The 18,303-nt window shown below is 63.9% G+C and carries 17 protein-coding genes; 6 read left to right on the forward strand and 11 right to left on the reverse strand.

What is annotated here, in order from left to right; translation table 11 throughout:
* Positions 1-105 precede the first annotated feature (105 nt).
* From ACHMW7_RS26155 to ACHMW7_RS26180, 6 genes are all read right to left on the reverse strand, one after another.
* Positions 106-894 carry an inositol monophosphatase family protein gene (locus tag ACHMW7_RS26155; RefSeq protein ID WP_395448307.1) on the reverse strand — a complete coding sequence of 263 codons (789 nt, stop codon included), beginning with the start codon at positions 892-894 and terminating at the stop codon, positions 106-108.
* Entirely contained in the window at positions 891-1,913 is a 1,023-nt protein-coding gene (locus ACHMW7_RS26160; protein WP_395451446.1) for a sugar phosphate isomerase/epimerase family protein, read from the reverse strand. Before ACHMW7_RS26160 ends, ACHMW7_RS26155 begins: the two co-directional genes overlap by 4 nt.
* Positions 1,914-1,965: 52 nt before the next feature.
* Positions 1,966-3,024: an ABC transporter ATP-binding protein gene (locus tag ACHMW7_RS26165; protein ID WP_395448308.1), complete on the reverse strand. Its 1,059-nt coding sequence runs from the start codon at positions 3,022-3,024 to the stop codon at positions 1,966-1,968.
* A 3-nt stretch (positions 3,025-3,027) separates the two neighbouring features.
* Entirely contained in the window at positions 3,028-3,816 is a 789-nt protein-coding gene (locus ACHMW7_RS26170; RefSeq protein WP_395448309.1) for an ABC transporter permease, read from the reverse strand.
* On the reverse strand, positions 3,813-4,697 hold the full coding sequence (locus tag ACHMW7_RS26175; RefSeq protein WP_395448310.1) for an ABC transporter permease: 885 nt from the start codon (positions 4,695-4,697) through the stop codon (positions 3,813-3,815). The genes ACHMW7_RS26170 and ACHMW7_RS26175 overlap by 4 nt, the downstream gene beginning before the upstream one ends.
* Before the next feature lie 69 nt (positions 4,698-4,766).
* Positions 4,767-5,873, reverse strand: coding sequence for an ABC transporter substrate-binding protein (locus ACHMW7_RS26180; RefSeq protein ID WP_395448311.1), 1,107 nt, complete (start codon positions 5,871-5,873; stop codon positions 4,767-4,769).
* A 223-nt stretch (positions 5,874-6,096) separates the two neighbouring features.
* On the opposite strand from ACHMW7_RS26180, the gene ACHMW7_RS26185 reads away from it, so the two are divergent.
* The gene (locus tag ACHMW7_RS26185) at positions 6,097-7,569 is read left to right on the forward strand and encodes a PLP-dependent aminotransferase family protein (RefSeq protein WP_395448312.1); all 1,473 of its coding nucleotides are present in this window, start codon (positions 6,097-6,099) and stop codon (positions 7,567-7,569) included.
* Positions 7,570-7,739: 170 nt separating this feature from the next.
* Here ACHMW7_RS26185 and betA read toward each other — a convergent pair whose 3' ends face one another.
* From betA to speB, 5 genes are all read right to left on the reverse strand, one after another.
* Positions 7,740-9,425 carry a choline dehydrogenase gene (gene betA, locus ACHMW7_RS26190; protein ID WP_395448313.1) on the reverse strand — a complete coding sequence of 562 codons (1,686 nt, stop codon included), beginning with the start codon at positions 9,423-9,425 and terminating at the stop codon, positions 7,740-7,742.
* Between the two features lie 16 nt (positions 9,426-9,441).
* A complete protein-coding gene (locus ACHMW7_RS26195) occupies positions 9,442-10,905 on the reverse strand; it encodes a purine-cytosine permease family protein (RefSeq protein WP_395448314.1) in 1,464 nt (487 codons plus the stop codon).
* A 1-nt stretch (position 10,906) separates the two neighbouring features.
* Positions 10,907-11,074 carry a hypothetical protein gene (locus tag ACHMW7_RS26200; protein ID WP_395448315.1) on the reverse strand — a complete coding sequence of 56 codons (168 nt, stop codon included), beginning with the start codon at positions 11,072-11,074 and terminating at the stop codon, positions 10,907-10,909.
* 127 nt (positions 11,075-11,201) lie between these two features.
* On the reverse strand, positions 11,202-12,710 hold the full coding sequence (locus tag ACHMW7_RS26205; protein WP_395448316.1) for an aldehyde dehydrogenase family protein: 1,509 nt from the start codon (positions 12,708-12,710) through the stop codon (positions 11,202-11,204).
* 58 nt (positions 12,711-12,768) lie between these two features.
* Positions 12,769-13,746, reverse strand: a complete 978-nt coding sequence (gene speB, locus ACHMW7_RS26210) for an agmatinase (protein ID WP_395448317.1) — start codon at positions 13,744-13,746, stop codon at positions 12,769-12,771.
* 92 nt (positions 13,747-13,838) lie between these two features.
* Here speB and ACHMW7_RS26215 point away from each other — a divergent pair, with 92 nt between their 5' ends.
* From ACHMW7_RS26215 to ACHMW7_RS26235, 5 genes are all read left to right on the forward strand, one after another.
* Positions 13,839-14,771: a LysR family transcriptional regulator gene (locus ACHMW7_RS26215; protein WP_395448318.1), complete on the forward strand. Its 933-nt coding sequence runs from the start codon at positions 13,839-13,841 to the stop codon at positions 14,769-14,771.
* Between the two features lie 137 nt (positions 14,772-14,908).
* Complete coding sequence (locus ACHMW7_RS26220) at positions 14,909-15,844, forward strand: amino acid ABC transporter permease (RefSeq protein WP_395448319.1); 936 nt, start codon at positions 14,909-14,911, stop codon at positions 15,842-15,844.
* A complete protein-coding gene (locus ACHMW7_RS26225) occupies positions 15,841-16,605 on the forward strand; it encodes an amino acid ABC transporter ATP-binding protein (RefSeq protein ID WP_395448320.1) in 765 nt (254 codons plus the stop codon). Before ACHMW7_RS26220 ends, ACHMW7_RS26225 begins: the two co-directional genes overlap by 4 nt.
* 41 nt (positions 16,606-16,646) lie before the next feature.
* The gene (locus ACHMW7_RS26230; protein ID WP_395451447.1) at positions 16,647-17,495 is read left to right on the forward strand and encodes an ABC transporter substrate-binding protein; all 849 of its coding nucleotides are present in this window, start codon (positions 16,647-16,649) and stop codon (positions 17,493-17,495) included.
* A gap of 22 nt (positions 17,496-17,517) precedes the next feature.
* On the forward strand, positions 17,518-18,300 hold the full coding sequence (locus tag ACHMW7_RS26235; RefSeq protein ID WP_395448321.1) for a GntR family transcriptional regulator: 783 nt from the start codon (positions 17,518-17,520) through the stop codon (positions 18,298-18,300).
* Positions 18,301-18,303 lie beyond the last annotated feature (3 nt).

Here is an 18,303-nt window from a genome sequence, read left to right on the forward strand (position 1 = left end):
AAGCGACCCATCGGGCTCGTCTCCCATTGGCAGTTCAACGAGACGACCAATGCTCACCTGCAACTATCAGCCGCCAACCAGCTACACTGGTCGCTCGACTGAAAATCATACGCGGCAAAGGATATCCAATGCGGCCCTGTGGAGCTCGCCGTTCGCCGCCATCAGCACTGTTGCGTATCTCCGAGCGTCCTTGATCGGCTGCCCGTCCCAGTCGGTCACGATGCCGCCCGCAGCCTGCACGATGGGCATTTGCGGGAGGATGTCATAGTCGAAAACATCGCTTTCGATGAGAAGATCGATGCCGCCAAGTGCGAGAAGACCCGCAGCGTAGCAGTCGTGCGACAGCCGGGTGAAGCGGACACTGGCGGCAAGCGCCGAGAACCGGTCATGGCGTGGCCGGTCGAACTGTTCGAGCGCCGACGTGTAGAGGATCGCCTGATCGAGCGCGGTCCTTTCGCTGGTGCGGATCGGCTCCCCGCTAAGGATGGCCATGCCCCCCGCCCCGACCCAGCGTTCGCCCGTGATCGGCTGGTTGATCATGCCGAGCACCGGCTCGCCCCGATGGAGGAGCGCGATCTGCGTGCCGAAGGCAAGCGAACCGGAGACGAAGGATTTCGTGCCGTCGATCGGATCAAGCACCCAGACCCATTCGGCGTCGGTGCGGCAGGCGCCCAACTCCTCGCCCCTGATGCCGTGGTCGGGAAACTCAGCTTCGATCATCCGCCGCATCACGGCCTCGGCATCGCGATCGGCAACGGTGACGGGGCTGGCATCGGCCTTGGCGTCGATGGCGATACGCGTGCGGAAATGCGGGCGGATCACTTGGGCGGCGGCATCCGCCATCGCATGAGCGAGCGCCAGGCAGGCGGGGGGACAGGCGGGGCCTTGGTTCATTCTTGGGTCCTTTCAGCTTCGGCGGCGATCTCATCCAGCATCGCCCTGACGGTTTCGACCTGCCGATGGGCGGCTAGGGCCTCCTGTTGCAACCGCGCCGAGAGGTCGTCGGTTCCAAGGTCGGTGAAACTGGCGGAGCGGGCCGGAATGAACGGGTCGGGCTCTTCGGCGGTGAAGCGCAGGGCGGGAGCGAAATAGCCCTCCTCCTCCTCCAGCCCGAAGGCCAGGATCTGCGGCCGGCCCTCGCCCAGAAGCAGCAGGTCCACGAACATCGCCTGCATCGGCAGGTGGCCGCCACCCGACTGGCAGGCCAGATGCGCCCAGCCGCCACGATCCGGCATCACCAGGCAATCCTTGACATGCACTTCGGTGACATGGGGCGCCTGTGCGGCGAGCGCCGGCAGCGGCATTTCATAGGCATTGATCATGTTGGCGAAATCAAACAGCAGGCTGAGGCGAGGATTGGCGACGGCCTGCAGGATGCGGATCAGCTCATCCGACTTGAGGTCCTCGTGCTGCTCGAGCGTGAAACGCAGTTTTCCCTCGGGGTCGAGGGTGGTCAACCGGCGGAGGTCGGCGATCGTCCAGGCGATGATGTCGGAAACGCGTCCCTCATAACGCGGATAGCAGCGCAACGAGGTGGCACCGGTGGCAAGAGCGATCCGCACGGCGTCTCCGAGCCCGTCCGCCTCCGTCGTGCTGGTCTCGACATGCAGTTCCAGCCCAAGATGGCTTATCGCTGTTCCGTAGGCGCGTAGCGCCGCATCGCGCATGCGGGCAAGACTTGCGCCTTCGCCGTCCTCGACATGGATCTTCAGCCCGCAAAGCCCCTGCTCCTTGGTGAATTCGGCAAGGTGCAGCGGCGTCATGCCGCCGAAGCGCATGTTGAGATGAAAGGCATAGGCATGGGCGAAGAGCGGCGCGCTCCTTGCACGTGCGGCAAGCCGGGCGCGGCTTTGCATCGGAAGCTGTGCAATACGTGCCCGCCAGTCGGCGAACTGCGCCGTATTCCAAGGCATGTCGATCAATGTGCCAGCTCCTTCGCTGGTGATTTCAAGGCTTCGAGACCCATCAGGCGGCGAGCACCAGAAGGTCGCGCTGCGACATGCTGATATCGACCGTCGCTCCGATCGAAGGGGGCGGCCTGTCGGCCTGGTTGAACGTGTCGAGCGCGATTGAGCCGCCGCCTTCCACCGAGACGCGGACACGGATCACCGGCCCGAGGAAATGCACCTCAGTGATCCGACCCGGCAGGACGATGTCGCCTCCCCCGCGCCCGAGCGCCACCGTCTCAGGCCGGAGCGCCAGGCTGATACGCTCCCCGGCGCGGCCCGGCGGCGCTCTGTCCAGCGTCACCGGCACACCGGCCAGCCGGATGTGGCCAGCTGCGGAATCGATCAGATCGGCGTCGATAAGGTTCAGGGTGCCGACGAACTCGGCGACAAAACGCGTCGCCGGCCGGTTGTAGATTTCGAACGGCGTACCGACCTGGTCGGCGACGCCCTGGTGCATGACAACGACGCGGTCCGACATGGACAGCGCCTCCTCCTGGTCATGGGTTACGAAGATCGTGGTGATGCCGAGGTCACGCTGGATACGGCGGATTTCCTCGCGCAGGCTGACGCGGATCTTCGCATCGAGCGCCGACAGCGGCTCGTCGAGCAACAGCACCTGCGGCCGCGGCGCGAGCGCGCGGGCCAGCGCCACGCGCTGCTGCTGGCCGCCGGAGAGCTGGAAGGGATAGCGGCTGCCGAGTTGTGGCAGGCCGATCAGCTCCAGCATTTCGGCAACCCGCCGTGCTATCTCCGCCTTGCCTTCCCCGGCCACCTTGAGGCCGAAGCCGATGTTGTCCGCCACCGTCAGGTTCGGGAAAAGTGCATAGGCTTGAAACACCATCCCGATCTTGCGCCGGTTGGCCGGCAGGCCCGTGACGTCGCGTCCGTCGATGCTGGTGGCGCCCGATGTCGGCGTCTCGAAGCCGGCAACCATGCGCAGCACGGTGGTCTTGCCGCAGCCGGATGGGCCGAGGAAAGAAACGAACTCGCCCTTCTCGATGCCGAGGGTGAAGTCCTTCACGACGCGATGCGCGCCAAAGGATTTTTGCAGATGGCGAATATCGAGGAAGGACACGGGTCAGCGCCTCGCAGTGGAGAATTTGGAAAAGCGGGTGAAAAGCTGGATCAGCCCCATGCAGGCCCAGGTGATGGCGAAAGCGACGACGGCGAGTGCCGAAGGCTCGTAGGCCCGGTTACCGCCCATCCAGACCATGTAGGGACCGAAGGAATTGACGTTCAGCAGGGCGGCGAAGACATATTCGCCAATGACGATGGCGAAGGTCAAAAAGGCCCCCGACAGAACCGAGACGAAGACGTTCGGCAGGATCACAACCGCAAGGATGCGTGCCCAGCCGGCACCGAGCGACTGCGCTGCCTCGGTGAGGCTGGCGATGTCGATGGCGCGCAGGCCCGTATCCACCGAGCGGTACATGTAGGGCAGCGACAGCACCGCATAGCCACAGAGCAGCAGGATGTTCGTCCCCCACCAGCTCCCCGTCAGCGGCAGCACGGACGAGGTGTTGTAGATGCGGATGTAGCCGAAGACGATGACGATGGGCGGGATGACCAGAGGAAGCAACGTTATGAACTCGATGGCCGGCCGAAGGCCTGGAAAGCGCAAGCGTACGAAATAGGCGGTCGGCACGACGAGCAGGATGCCGAGGACGATGGTCAGCAAAGCCAGCGCGACCGAATAGCCGAAGGTCTGCTGGAACTGCGGATCGGCGAGCACGATGCGATAGGCTTCGAACGAATAGACGCCACGCTGCATGCGCATCGAGAAATCGAACATGCCGACCAGCGGCAGCAGGAAATAGAGCCCGGCGAACGCGACGGCGAGCCAGGACCACAGCTGCTTTCCTGTCATTTGAGCCACCTTTCGGCACGCATGCGCAGGAGGATGTAGATGCCGTTGGCGATGGCCGTCAGCACGATCATGGCAAAGGCGATGGCGTAGCCAAGATGCGGATCGTTGAGCACGTCGCCGCGGATCTGCGCGAAGAGCACGATCGGCGCGATTGACAGCGAGGAACCGGTGAGCGCAATGGCGGTGGCGACGGCACCGAAGGCATTGGCGAAGAGCAGCGCCAGCGTGCCGAGCAGCGAGGGCCACAGCACCGGCAGCGCCACCATGCGCCAATATTGGGCGCCGGAAGCCCCAAGGCTTTCGGCAGCTTCGCGCCATTCACGTTTCAAGCCTTCCAGCGCCGGCGTGATGATCAGCACCATCAGTGGAATCTGGAAATAGAGATAGGTGAGCGCGAGGCCGAGGAACGAGACGATGTTGAAGCCGCTGCCGTAGAGATTGATGCCGAACCAGTGGCGCAACAGCATGGTGACGAAGCCGAGGCGTCCGAGCGTCGCGATGAAGGCGAAGGCGAGCGGTACGCCGGCGAAATTGGAGGCAACACCGGAAAAGGTCAGGATGGCATTGCGCAACGGGCGCGGCAGGCCACCGAGGGTGATGGCGGCGGCAATGAGGAAGCCGAAAAGGCAGCCGAGCACCGCCGTCAGCAGGCTGAGCTCGATCGAGATCCAGAAGGCTGAGCGGATGGAGGGCGAGAGCAGCTTGCCGACGTTCTCCAGCGTGACCTGCCCCTGCGGATTGCGAAAGGCGCCAACAACGATGTTGAGCGTCGGCAAGATCAGGAACAGGAGGGCGAAGAGGAAGAAGGGGGCAACCCCGAACCAGCTGAGCACCTGCCTCGGCTGCCGCACCGATGGCAGAGATAGGGCGATTGTCGTCATCCGATTGTTCCCAACGGGCGCGATGGCGAAAGGCCCGCCGCAAGCGGGCCTTCCTACCGTGTACGCGGCTTACTTAATGTTGGCGCCGACGACCTTGTCCCATCCCCCTGTGATGGCCGTCTTGTTGGCGTCCAGTTCCTCGACGGCCGGGAAGATCGCCTTTTCATAGGCTTCGGCCGGCGGCAGCTTGTCGAGCAGGTCCTGGGGGAACTTTCCGGCCTTCAGCATGGCGGCAAAGCGCGCCGGATGGCAGTAGCCTTTCAGCCAGCCGGTCTGGCCCTCGTCGGAATAGAGATATTCCATCCAGAGCTTTGCTGCGTTCGGATGAGGCGCATAGGCCGAGATCGCCTGGACATAGACACCGGCCACCACGCCGCTCTTGGGCACTACGACTTCCATCGGCGGATTGCCGTTCAACGCATCGCGCCAGGCAAGCAGGTTGTAGTCCCAGGCGGCGACGATCGGCGTCTGGCCCTGTGCGATCGTGCCGGCCTTGCCGAGCACCGGCACGAAGTTGCCGGCCTTATTCAGCTCAGCAAACAGTTCCAGACCCTTGGCGCCGGATTCGGCACCGGGTTTGGCACCGCGCGAGATACCCGCCGACATCAGCGCCAGGATTGCCTGCGCCGAGGAACGCGGATCACCGGTGAGCGCCACCGCACCGGAATATTCGGGCTTGGAAAGGTCCGACCAGTCGGCTGGCGCCGTCGCCAGCAGGTCCTTGTTCACGCCGAAGGCCATGACGCCATAGTAGTCGCCATACCAGTAGCCGCTCGCGTCCTTGATGTTATCGGGGATCTCGTCCCAGGTGGCCACCTTGTGAGGCTGCAATAAGCCTTCCTTGGCAGCAGTCGGCGCAAAGGCGAGACCCAGGTCGACGACGTCGGGGGCCTGCGAGCCAGTGTTGCCCTTGTTGGCGCGGATCGCCTCCAACTCATCGGCCGTGCCGGCATCGGGGTTCAACTCATTGACCGTGATGCCAGGATACTTCGCCTTGAAGCTGGCGATGACCTCGCCGTAATTGCACCAGTCATGCGGCAGGGCGATGACCGTCAGCATGCCTTCCTTGGTCGCGGCGTCGACGAGGTCCTGTGCCGGCTCTGCCCGAGCAACAGCCGGCAAGGCCGCCGCGAGGGCGAGCGCGGAAACGAATGCGCGCGAGATGAAGCGGTTCATGAAGTCCTCCTGTTGACCGTCAGCGACGGTTCGTGGGCGATGGCTGCGTTGATCCTTGCGTCCGGCCGTCGGCCCTGCCGTTCGCGCCGATTCCCCTGGCACCTGTCTGCGTCCTTTGGGGGCTGCATCGGTGCGTTCTCGTGTAGGTAGAGCATGTAACAATTGGACAACAATAAAACGTCCATTATCATGCATTTGACTAGACCAATTTTAGGACATTACCTTGGCCAAGCAGTTCGAGGGCCCGATCCTGCCCTTCCTTCGCCTCGAAGGTTCCGCTTCGCTGCCGAAGTTCCGGCAGGTGCAGGACCAATTGCGCACGGCGATCCTGCGCGGGCACTTGCGCGCAGGCACGCGTCTGCCGGCAAGCCGCATCCTGGCCCAGGAGTTGGGGCTGTCGCGCCAGACGCTGGTTCGCGTCTTGGAAAACCTGAAGGCGGAGGGGTATCTGGAGGCGCGACAAGGCGCCGGCACGTTCGTTTCGACCGCCCTGCCCCGCCAGCAGCCACAGCCCGGTGCCGCACAACCACTGGGCGATGCACCGCCGCGGCTGTCGCAGATCGGTACCCTGGCGGGTGGAGTGTCGGCCGAGATCGGCAAGATGGAGCATCGGCCCTTCCTGCCCAACCAGCCGGCGCTCGACCGTTTTCCCTTCGCCCAATGGCGCAAATGCTGGAATTCAGTGACGCGCGGCGGCAAGGCAGCCATGGGCTATGGCGATGTCGCGGGTGAACTGGTGCTGCGACAGCGGATCGCCGAGTACCTCGCCCTGCACCGGCGTGATCCCTGTGACCCCGAGCAGATCGTCATTACGCCAGGAGGACACGCCGCCTTCACGCTGGCGGCGCTGGCGCTCGCCGATCCCGGCGACGGTATCTGGTTCGAGGATCCCGGCCCTGTCACCACCAGCAACCTTTTCCGCACGCTTGGCCTGAACCTGTGCCCCGTGGATGTAGATGCCGATGGCATGGATGTCGCCGGTGCCATGGCGCGCCACCCCGATGTGCGTCTCGCCTTCGTCATGCCCTCGCGACACCATCCGCTCGGGGTGACGCTCTCGCTGGCGCGCCGGCTTGCACTTTTGGAATGGGCACGGACAAACGATGCCTGGATCATCGAGGACGACTATGACAGCGAGTTCCGCTATGACGGCGCGCCGCTGCCCTCGATGCGCTCCATCGACAGCCACGGCCGTGTGATCTATGCGGGCAGCTTCAGCAAGGCGCTCTATCCGGGCATTCGCATCGGCTATCTCGTGCTGCCTCCGGCGCTCGTCGGCGCGTTCCGCAACCTTGCCGGCCTCATCCATCGCAGCGTGCCGGTGGAAAGCCAGCTCGTACTGGCCGAATTCATCGGGGGCGGGCATTTCGCCAGCCATCTGCGCCGCATGCGCAGCCTCTATGCCGAGCGCCGCGAAGCCTTCAAGGAGGCCGGTCATGCAGCTCTCGCCGGCCTTGCCCGCATCGACTGTTCCGAAAGCGGGCTCAATGCGCTCGCCTGGCTGGACGGCGGGCGAGAGGATCGGGCCGCCCATCGCGCAGCAATCGAGGCCGGGCTGCAATGCTATCCGCTGTCCGACTATGCGATCGGCCCGGCAGCCCGGGCCAATGCGCTCATCCTCGGTTATGCGGGTGTTCCGGCAGAGCGCATGAAGCCCTATCTCGGTCGTCTCGCCGAGGCACTCGCCCGGCTGTGATGCCGCTGCGATATGACCAAGGCAAACAAGCAGGGGAAGCGGGCTCGCAGCCCGCGAAGGAAGGCCTCCATGAAGAGAGCCCGATCGTGCGGCTCCTCCGGTTCGTCACGATCCTGTCGGCAGACCACATAGCCAATTCCACGTTCCACCATCCCCGCCTCCCGGCCAACTCAATGTTGGACGACGCGCATGGGATTGCCGCTACGCTGGCTGACCCCGACGCCGGGGGCAAGGCCCACCGGCGCATTGGAAGCGGCGAGCAGCGGTTTTCCGCGCACGATGTCGGAAGCCCGTTCGGCAAGCATGATGGTCGGCGCATTGAGGTTGGCGTTCGGCTCCGAGGGGAACACCGAGCTGTCGATGACACGGAGCCCTTCGAGGCCGCGAACCTTGAGGTTGCTGTCGACGACGGCCATCTCGTCCTCGCCCATGCGGCAGGAGCCGCAAGGGTGGTAGGTGCTTTCCATCGTCTCGCGGACCCAGGCGTCGATCTCGTCATTGCCGCGCACATCCTTGCCGGGGGCAATCTCCTCGCCACGGAACCTGTCGAAGGCCGGCTGTGCGACGATTTCGCGGGTCAGCCGCAGGCAACGACGAAAGCCCTCGCGGTCCTCCTCTCGGTCGAGATAATTGAAGAGAATGTCGGGTTGCTCGTGCGCCTCGGGTGAGCGCAGGCGCACATGGCCGCGGCTTTTCGGCTTGTTCGGTCCGGTCAGCACCATGAAGCCGTGGCCGTCGAGCGGCTTCTTGCCATCATAGCGCATGGCAGCGGGCAGAAAGTGGAACTGAATATCCGGCCATTCGAGCGCGGCATCGGAGCGGATGAAACCGCCGCTCTCGAAATGGTTGGAGACCGAAAGTCCCTTCTTGAACAGCAGCCATTCCGCGCCGATCAGGGCGCGGCTCAAGAGCCCCATCTTGCCGTTGAGCGTTATCGGCTCCTTGCAGGCGTATTGGATGTAGACCTCGGAATGGTCCTGGAGGTTCTCGCCGACGCCGGGCAGATCGTGCAGCACCTCGACACCCGCCTGCCGCAGCATCGCCGCCGGGCCGATACCGGAGCGTTGCAAAAGATGCGGCGAGCCGATTGGGCCGGAGGAAATAAGGACCTCTCGGCTCGCCTTGGCCACGACGCGTTCGCCGCCGAGTTCATACTCGACGCCGGCGGCGCGCTTACCTTCGAGCAGCACGCGCCGCGTCATGGCATGGGTGATGACGGTGAGCTTCGGTCGGCTCATCGCCGGTTTCAGATAGGCATTGGCCGTGGACCAGCGTACGCCGTCCTTGACGGTCATGTGCATCGGGCCGAAACCTTCCTGCATATGGCCGTTCGGATCTTCCGTCGTGATGTAGCCTGCCTCGTGGCCGGCATCGACGAAGGCCTTGTAGAGCGGGTTCTTCATCTTGTTGCCGGCATTGGTGGCGAGCGGGCCGGTGGCGCCGCGATAGGCGTCGCCCCCGTCCTGCCAGCTTTCGGCGCGCTGGAAATAGGGCAGGCAATTGGCGTAGCGCCAGCCGCGCGCCCCCAGTTCCTCCCACTCATCGAAGTCGCGGGCGTGGCCGCGCATATAGACGAGCCCGTTGATCGAGGAGGAGCCGCCGATGACCTTGCCGCGCGGACAATGGACCCGGCGGCCGTCGAGACCCGGCTCAGGCAGGGTCATGTATTTCCAGTTGTACTTGGTGCCGTTCATCGGGATGGACAGCGCCGTCGGCATCTGGATGAAGACGGACTTGTCGCTACCGCCATATTCCAGGACCAGCACCTTCGTGGCCGGATCTTCCGAGAGGCGGTTGGCGAGCACGCAGCCGGCCGATCCGGCGCCGATGATGATGTAGTCGTAGGTCTCGGTCATGGCGGTCATCCAGAGGTTAAGGATAGAGCCCCCAGCCGCGCCCGCGGGCAAACAGCCGGGTCAGGACATAGTGGACGCAGCCGGCAGCAAGGCAGGAGGGCACAGAGGCGGTCAGGTACTTGAAGGCCGGAACGCTCGCCAGCGTCTGCGGATTGAAGATCATCACATAGACGATGAAGCCGATGGCAAGGGCTGCGAGTCCGATCGGGTTGAAACCCGCGCAGAAGCGGTAGGGACCGTTTTCCTGCGGGCCATGCAGGCTGCGCATGTCCAGCTTCTGGCCGCGCAGGAAGAAATAATCGGCGATGCCGATGCCGGCGAGCGCGGAATTGAGCGCCGATGTCCAGACCAGGAAGATGAAGAAGCCGTCATACATCTGCGGATAGAAGATCACGAGGCCGAGCGGGATCAGGCAGAACAGGAAGAGGATCGTGCCCCAGGAAATGGCGCGCACGGATGCCGTTCCCACCTGCCTGAGACCGACGATGGAGGTGTAGAGGATGTTCGCCATCGAGGTCATGTTGGCGAAGGCAACAAAGAGCAGGGCGATGATGCCGATCATCGGGCCGGCGATCCTGGTCATCCAGATCGTCGGATCGCTTTCACCAAGGGCCACGGCGGCGAGCAGGCCGACGATTTCACCGAGAGCGGCGGCGCCGAAGATGCCCAGGATGTTCGGCCAGAAGGCGGTGCGCTCGTTCTTGGTGAGGCGCGCGAGGTTGCCGATATAGGGCCACCAGGAGAAGCCGGCGGCAAGGTTGACCTCGACGGCGATGATGAAGTTGAGCGTGTCGTCCTCAAAGGGCGGTGCAAGCGCCGGCATCGCCAGGAGTTCGGTGAAGGAACGGTTCTGGAGGATGAGGTAGAGCATCACGATCATCAGGATCACCAGCGCGGGCGAGACGACCATGTTGAAGAACTTGATCGAGGTCGGCCCCTTGGCGACGATGAACCAGGTGACGAGGATGGCGCCGACGGCGGCGATGACCATCTTGATGCCAGTCGGATTGGCCGCCTCGCCCGCGCTCAGCGCGGCGAGGCCATCGATCGAGCGGCCGAACATCATGGCCAGCACGGCAAGCCAACCCATGGTCAGCACGACGACGGCAAGCACATAGACGACGCGACTGCCGTTGTAGCCGAACTGGCTGCGCAGCGCGACAAACTGCTCGATACCATAGCGGCCGGAGAGCGGCGTCGTGGCGAGCGCCGTCAGCACGACTCCGACGATGTTGCCGATGACGATGGCCGCTATGCCTTCCTTCGGCCCGACGAAGAGGCCGATGGCGCCACCGATCAGGAAGGCCCAGGTGGCGATGGCGAGCGCCGAGTTGGCGTAGGTGAATTCCCAGAAGCCCCAGAGCCTTTCAGAGGGGAGAAGCGGCGCATCACCGCGTTCAGCGGCCTCACGATTGCGAGTGGCTTCCTGGCGTTCGGCTGCAGCGGTCGCAAGTCCCGCATTGACAACGTGATCGGTCATCTCACGCCCCCCAGATCCAGAATCCGACGACCAGCACGAGCGTCAGGACGGTCATGCCGGCATAGTCGAGCGTGGTCATCACACCCTCGAAGCGGCCGCCAGCCTCGATGTCCTCATAGATGCGGGCACGCCGCTCGAGTTCTTGCTGCCAGGCGATATCGGTTTCCATTGTCGTTCCCCTTTCGCGTCGCGCCTTCGGCGTCTGTCCGCGATGAATGCGGCTCCATCAGCCGCCGATCTTGCCAACCGGCCGCCCATGGGCGACGGCCGGAGAAATGCTCATCGGGCGCCGAGCCTCATGGCAGGGTGATCCACACGGCCTTCGTCTCCATCAGGTAGTCCAGCTGCTCGGGGCCAAGGTCCTTGCCAAAGCCCGAGGCCTTGAACCCGCCGAAAGGCATGGAAGGATCGATCGTGCTGTGGGCATTGACGTAGATCGAACCCGCATGCAGGCGCGGGATCAGCCCGTGCACCCGCGACAGGTCGTTCGAGTAGATCGCAGCCGCCAGGCCGAACGGCGTGTCATTGGCCAGGGCTACCGCATCATCGAGGTCGTCGAAGGCGTCGGTCACCAGCACGGGACCGAAAATCTCCTCGCGTACGATCGTCATTTCGGGCTTGCAGCGCGCGAAGATGGCCGGCTCGATGAAGTGGCCTGGCCGGTCAAGGCTCGCGCCGCCATGGATCAGCTCGGCGCCTTCCCTGCGGCCGGCCTCGATGTAGGACGAGACCACCTTCTTCTGCTGCGCCGAGACCAGCGGGCCGATATAGCAATCGCGGTCGAGGCCGGGCGCGATCTTCAGCGTTCGCGTGACGGCGACAAGTTCGTCGAGGAAAGCGTCATGCACCGAGCGCTGGACATAGACGCGCGTGCCGGCGTCACAAACCTGCCCGGAATTGAAGAACACGCCGTTCACCACAGCCTTGGCCGCGCTCGCGAGGTCGGCATCGTCGAGAACAAGCACCGGCGACTTGCCGCCCAGTTCCAGCGTGACATGCTTGAGATTGCCGACGGCGGTACGGCCGACCTCCTGACCGACTGGCGTCGAGCCGGTGAAGGTCACCTTGTCGATACCGGGATGGGTCGACATGGCGGCGCCGATCACGCTGCCCCGGCCCGTCACGATGTTGACGACGCCATCCGGGATGCCGGCCTCCTGCACCAATTCGGCAAAGCGCAGGGTGGAAAGCGAGGTCAGTTCGGCCGGCTTGACGATGACCGTGCAGCCGACCGCCAGTGCTGCCGCGAGTTTCCAGGCCATGGTCTGGAGCGGAAAGTTCCACGGCACGATGGCCGCGACGACACCCAGCGGTTCCTTGCGGGTGTAGGCGAGATAGTTGCCAGGAATGGAAGGCTCGACGGTGCGCCCGTGCAGCTTGGTAGGCCAGCCGGCGAAATAGCGGAACGTATCAACCGTGCCCTGGATGTCGATCTCGCGGGCGAAGGTCACCGACTTGCCCATGTCGATCGCCTCGATTTCCGCCAGTTCGTCGGCATGCAGCTCGATCAGATCGGCAAGGCGGTGCAGCAGGCGCTCGCGCTCGAGCGGCTTGAGGCGGCGCCAGGCCCCGCCATCAAACTGACGTCGAGCGGCCAGGACAGCCCGGTCGAGATCCTCTGTCGTGCCGGAAGGGGCGCGGCTGACCAGCCCGCCGGTCGAGGGTTCGTAAATGTCGAAGGTCGCACCGTTGCTGCTATCGACCCAGGCGCCGTCGATGAACATCTTTTGCGGTTTCGCCAGAAACCGCCGCGTCGCGTCGCTGACACCGTAGTGGTCGAGATAATTGCGGACGTTTTCGTCCATGGGCTTCCTCCTCCTCAGCCGAACGTCGTAAGCGCGCTGGCTCTCCTAAGTTCTTCGGTCAGCGTTGTTTTGACCTGGCATGCATGACGCGGCCGATAAGGTTCATCAGAACCTGCGCGGCCAGGATCGCGGTGCCGCCGGTATGGTCGTAATCAGGTGCCACCTCGACCAGATCGATGCCGACGATGGTGCCGCGCTTGGCGAGTGCGGCCAGGATCTCCAGCACCTCGTAATAGATAAAGCCGCCATGCGAGGGCGTGCCGGTGCCCGGCGCGATTGAGGGATCGAAACCGTCGATATCGATGGTGACGTAGTAGCGCGCGCCGGCGGGCACGCGTTCGGCGACGGCAGCACTTCCAAGGGCACGGATCTGGCGGACCGAGAGGATGTCGGAGCCCATCTTGCGAGCGTCTTCGTAACCCTCCTTCGCGGTGGACGAGACGTTGCGGATGCCGAGTTGCGACAGGCCACTGACATAGGGCTTTTCCGCCGCGCGCCGCATTGGATTGCCGTGGCCGTAACGCACGCCATGGCGCTCGTCGACGAAGTCGAGATGGGCGTCGATCTGCACGATGTGGATCGGGCCGTTCTCGGCGCAGTCATCGGAGAATGCGTTGACGCAGGGAATGTTGACGGAATGGTCGCCGCCGAGCACCACCGGCAGTGCGCCGGCTGCCAGGATCTTGCGCACGCCGAATTCGATGTTGGCGTGGCTCTTCATCGTATCGGTGTGCACGATGTCGGCGTCACCGATGTCGATGATGGAGACTTCGCCGCTCGGAAGGTAGGTGACGTCGTCCTCATGGTCATAGGCACCGCCGTGACCGAAGGAAAACAGCGTCGAGGCTTCGCGGATCGAGCGCGGCCCAAAGCGCGTTCCGGCGCGCCACTGCGTACCGCAGTCGAAGGGCGCGCCGAGGATCGCCACGTCAGCATCAATGGCATCCCAGTCCGGCTGATAGGGATATTTGCCGAACGTGCAGATGCCGACAAACGGCAGGTTCAGGCGCCCGGTTTCATAGGAATTGCTGGCCATATACCCTCCTCCAAAGGTCGGAGGAGTGTGCCAAATGCCGATACGTTTAAAAGCATCTATGATTGGATGTTTACTTGTGCATTAATCAATGAATGATCAACAAGGTTCGCCACCGCGTCCTCAACCTTTCGCTTGGCGATGCGGAACTCAGGCTGCTGCGTGTCTTCGCCTCCGTCGTGCAGCACGGCGGCTTTTCCGCCGCGCAATCGGCGCTCGGCATGACCCAGGCGACGATCTCCACCCATATGCGTCACCTGGAGGAACGGCTGAACTTGCGCCTGTGCAGCCGCGGGCGCGGCGGCTTCCTGCTCACTGACGAGGGGCGGCTGGTCTATGACGCAGCACTCGAACTCTTTGGATCGCTCGAAAAATTCCAGAGCCGCATCGGCGAGGCGCAGGGGGAACTGACCGGCAATCTCAGCTTCGGCACCGTCGATGCCATGATCACCAACCGTGACCTCGACCTGCAGGGAGCACTGGCAGCCTTCCACCACGCGGCCCCGCGCGTTCATCTGGAAATCGACGTCGCAGCACCGCAGGTGCTGCACCAGGGCCTGCTGAACGGGGCCTATCAGATCGTATTGATGCCGTCGGTCGGCAGCGTCACGCCGCATTTCCGAACCCAGCCGGCCTTCTCGGAAGTCCAGAAGCTCTACTGTGCCGAAAGCCACGCGCTTTTTGCCATCCCCGACGCCGACCTTACCGACGAGCGCCTCGCCGCTCAGCCCTTCGCCGGTCGCACCTATATGCTGAACGAGACGATCTGCGGTGTGAACTTCACCTGGGCGGCGGCAACGCCTCACATGGAAGGCACGCTGCTCCTCCTCCTCTCTGGCGCCTATATTGGCTTCCTGCCCGACCACTATGCCGACGAATGGGTTCGTACCGGCCGTCTTCGCGTGCTGGCGCCCGAGCGTATGGTCTTCGAGGATATGTTCCACATAGCCTATCCGCGCAACAAACCTTCACGCGCAGCCGAAACCCTGGCGCAGACCATCACGGATTCCGTGCGCAAGCCGCACTGACATCATCCTCGATCCCGCCTTTCAGCATCACCGCCCTGCCCCTGGATCTTGTGCCGCCGTCCTTCGGAGGCGCTGAACAAACGCGGCTTGACTCCATTCGGAACGCCTCATATTAAGTTGTAGGCCTAACCCTACAATTGGATGCCATATCCCAGTCGCTTCCACCTTCAACTGCTGCATTGCCGCTGGCCGATCTGCCGGCGCGCGACGTCGCCGTTCGCCGCCTGCATCATCCCGGCCGCTGGATCAGCGGTGGCATCGTGCTTCTGCTGCTCGCCGTCATCGGCCGTGCCTTTGCTGTCGGGCAGATCCAATGGCCGGTGGTCGGAGAGTTCCTGACGGCAGGCGTCATCGTGACCGGCTTCGGCTGGACGCTGCTGATCTCGGCCGTGGCATTGGCGCTCGGCGTGGCGCTCGGCTTCGCCTTCGGCATCATGCGGCTGTCGGCAAATCCGATCCTGCGTTTTGCCGCCTGGCTCTATGTCTGGGTGTTCCGCGGCACACCCGTTCTGCTGCAGTTGCTCATCTGGTTCAACATCGCGCTGGTCTTCCCGCGTCTCTACATTCCCGGCCTGGTCGACGCACGCATGGTCGACGTGGTGACACCTTTCGTCGCCGCCGTGCTCGGGCTCGGCGTCAATGAGGGCTCTTACCTGACGGAAGTGGTGCGCGGCGGTATCGCCTCGGTTGACCGTGGCCAGACAGAAGCGGCCCATACGCTTGGCATGACGCCTGGGCAGACGATGCGTCGCATCATCCTGCCGCAGACGCTGCGGCTGATCCTGCCGGTGCTTGGCAACAGCGCCATCGGCATGTTGAAGTTCTCCTCACTCGCCGCGACCATCGCCATGGGCGAGATGCTGAACGCTGCGCAGCGCATCTATTTCATCAATGGCGCGGTCATCGAATTGCTGTTCGTCTGCGCCGCCTGGTACCTCGCCGGAACCACCGTCCTCTCCATCGGCCAGTATTACCTCGAACGTCATTTTGGCCGCGATGCCACGGCCGCTGCCGGTCAACGCAGCTGGTTCAAAGGCTGGGCGCGCCGGGCTGTCGCCAGGGGGCAAGCATGAGTCTCGCGGTCAAGGCGGTCGGAATCCGCAAGAGTTTTGGCGAACACGAGGTCCTCAAGGGTCTCGACCTGGACGTCGCCTATGGCGAGGTGCTCTGCATCCTCGGCCCTTCCGGCAGCGGAAAGAGCACGTTCCTGCGCTGCATCAACCATCTGGAAACGCCCAACGGCGGCTATGTCTGGGTCGACGGCGCCATCATGGGCTACCGATACGCCAACGGCACCCTGCAGGAATTGCCGGTCAAGCATCTGCGCGCCCAGCAAAGCCAGCTCGGCATGGTGTTCCAGCATTTCAACCTGTTCGCCCACCGCACGGTGCTTGGCAACGTCATCGAAGGGCCGATGGTGGTGCGCGGCCTCAAGCGCGCCGAGGCGGAGGCCCGAGCCATGGAGCTGCTGGAGCAGGTCGGCATGGCTGGCAAGGCCTTGGCCTATCCCTCCCAGCTGTCCGGCGGCCAGAAGCAGCGCGTGGCAATCGCCCGGGCGCTCGCCATGGAGCCGCGCGTCATGCTGTTCGACGAGCCGACCAGCGCGCTCGACCCGGAACTCGTCGGCGAGGTGCTGGAGGTGATGCGCGCACTGGCCCGCGGCGGCACCACCATGATCGTCGTTACCCATGAGATCGGCTTTGCCCGCGAGGTAGCCGACCGCGTCGTGGTGATGATCGACGGCGAAATCCGCGAAATGGGGGTGCCGGGCGACGTGCTTAGCAACCCCGCCGATCCACGCGTGCGCTCGTTCCTGAGCCGCGTGCTCGCCTGACCCTTTCAGTCCAACACATGGGAGTACGGACAGTGAAGAAAATGCTACCGATGGTTTTGGGGCTCGCCTCGGCCACCTTCATCAGCCTGGCAGGCGCGGCTCACGCCGCCGGCGACGGAAAGCTGGCAGCCGCCCTGCCCGAGGCCGTGCGTTCGGCCGGCAAGCTCAACGTCACGATCAGCCTTGCCTACCCGCCGATGGAATACAGCGATGCCGGCTCGACTGACCTGAAGGGCTTCGACATCGATCTCGCCAAGGCCATCGCCGAACGCCTCGGCCTGACGGCTGAATTCCAGAACGTCGAGTTTCCGCAGCTCATCCCGCAGGTCGTCACCGGCCGCTCGGACCTGATCATGACGGCGTTTTCCGACAAGGTCGAACGCCAGACCCAGCTCGATTTCATCGACTACTTCAAGACCGGCAACGTCTTCTATTCGAGCGCCGACCATCAGGGCGAAATCAAGACCGAGACCGACCTCTGCGGCACGACGGTGGCCGTGGCGACAGGCACGAGCTGGGTCACCTGGGCCGAAGAGCTTGGCAAATCCATCTGCCCGGCGGACAAGCTGATCACCGTCATCCAGATCCCGACCCAGGCCGAGCACATCATGCAGATCCGCCAGGGCCGCGCCCAGGCATCGGTCATCGGTCTCGAGGGCCTGCTCGACCTGATGAAGCAGGAGCCGGGCAAGTTCTACCAGATCGGCCAGGTCGGTGACGTCAACCACTACGGCATCGCCTTTGCCAAGGCGAACGGCGAATTGCGTGATGCCGTGTTGGCCACGCTCGACGCTCTGAAGGCCGACGGAACTTATGCACAGATCCTCGACCGCCACGGCTTGAAAGAGGCCGGCGTGGAAGAGTTCAAGATAAACGGATCCACGAAATAACGGTACCGCGCCGGAGCCGCCCTTGACCCAACCTTCCACACCAGATGCTGCAATGACGGGTGAACGCCCCGACGACAGGCTGTCGCGCTTTCGCCTCGATCAATATTCGAGCGAACAGCTCTACCGGCAGCTCTATCGGGCGCTGCGCGCCGCCATATTGAGCGGCGATTTCTCCGAGGGGGAAGCCATTCCTTCGGAGAACCAGCTGCGCGACCAGTTCGGCATCGCCCGAACGACGGTGCGCAATGCGATGGCGCTTCTGGTGTCGGAAGGACTGGTTCAACAGGTGCGAGGCCGGGGCACGATCGTCTCGCACCGGCCGATCAGCCACAACATCTGGAACTTTGGCAGCTTCACTGAACTGGCACGCCGGCAAGGCCTGCGACCGGTGACGCAGACGCTGGAGCATCGGGTGGAAAACGGCGAGCTCCTTCTGGTGCGCGCCCGCGGCCTCGCCAATGGCGAGACGATCAACTGGCTGAACGTCGACACGTCCCAGCTCGACCTCGCGCTTTATCCCGGCATCGAGGCCTACGATTTCGCGGCGCAATCGCTCTACGCGGTTTTGCGCCGCGATTATGACCGCCATCCACTGCGCTCGGAACTGCTGCTCACCGTCGTGCCGCCGTCCGATCGACTGCGGACGGTTTTCGGCCCGGCACCTGCAGTGCCTGGCTACCTTTGCGCCAGCGGGGACGTACTCGACGCCGACGACCGATTGGTCGAGCGCACGTCGATCGTCTACTCGCCGGCTGTCCAGATGAAATTCGCTACCCGCTGGGGACGCGATACCGCGCCTGCCTGAGGG

This window comes from Aminobacter sp. UC22_36, assembly GCF_044056035.1.
Classification (GTDB): domain Bacteria; phylum Pseudomonadota; class Alphaproteobacteria; order Rhizobiales; family Rhizobiaceae; genus Aminobacter.

What these genes read in the sequence shown, in the direction of transcription:
- ACHMW7_RS26155 (WP_395448307.1), bottom strand. Translation starts at nt 894, where the DNA reads ATGAACCAAGGCCCCGCCTGTCCCCCCGCCTGCCTGGCGCTCGCTCAT.
- ACHMW7_RS26160 (WP_395451446.1), bottom strand. Translation starts at nt 1,913, where the DNA reads ATGCCTTGGAATACGGCGCAGTTCGCCGACTGGCGGGCACGTATTGCA.
- ACHMW7_RS26170 (WP_395448309.1), bottom strand. Translation starts at nt 3,816, where the DNA reads ATGACAGGAAAGCAGCTGTGGTCCTGGCTCGCCGTCGCGTTCGCCGGG.
- ACHMW7_RS26175 (WP_395448310.1), bottom strand. Translation starts at nt 4,697, where the DNA reads ATGACGACAATCGCCCTATCTCTGCCATCGGTGCGGCAGCCGAGGCAG.
- ACHMW7_RS26180 (WP_395448311.1), bottom strand. Translation starts at nt 5,873, where the DNA reads ATGAACCGCTTCATCTCGCGCGCATTCGTTTCCGCGCTCGCCCTCGCG.
- betA (WP_395448313.1), bottom strand. Translation starts at nt 9,425, where the DNA reads ATGACCGAGACCTACGACTACATCATCATCGGCGCCGGATCGGCCGGC.
- ACHMW7_RS26195 (WP_395448314.1), bottom strand. Translation starts at nt 10,905, where the DNA reads ATGACCGATCACGTTGTCAATGCGGGACTTGCGACCGCTGCAGCCGAA.
- ACHMW7_RS26200 (WP_395448315.1), bottom strand. Translation starts at nt 11,074, where the DNA reads ATGGAAACCGATATCGCCTGGCAGCAAGAACTCGAGCGGCGTGCCCGC.
- ACHMW7_RS26205 (WP_395448316.1), bottom strand. Translation starts at nt 12,710, where the DNA reads ATGGACGAAAACGTCCGCAATTATCTCGACCACTACGGTGTCAGCGAC.
- speB (WP_395448317.1), bottom strand. Translation starts at nt 13,746, where the DNA reads ATGGCCAGCAATTCCTATGAAACCGGGCGCCTGAACCTGCCGTTTGTC.
- ACHMW7_RS26215 (WP_395448318.1), top strand. Translation starts at nt 13,839, where the DNA reads ATGATCAACAAGGTTCGCCACCGCGTCCTCAACCTTTCGCTTGGCGAT.
- ACHMW7_RS26225 (WP_395448320.1), top strand. Translation starts at nt 15,841, where the DNA reads ATGAGTCTCGCGGTCAAGGCGGTCGGAATCCGCAAGAGTTTTGGCGAA.
- ACHMW7_RS26230 (WP_395451447.1), top strand. Translation starts at nt 16,647, where the DNA reads ATGCTACCGATGGTTTTGGGGCTCGCCTCGGCCACCTTCATCAGCCTG.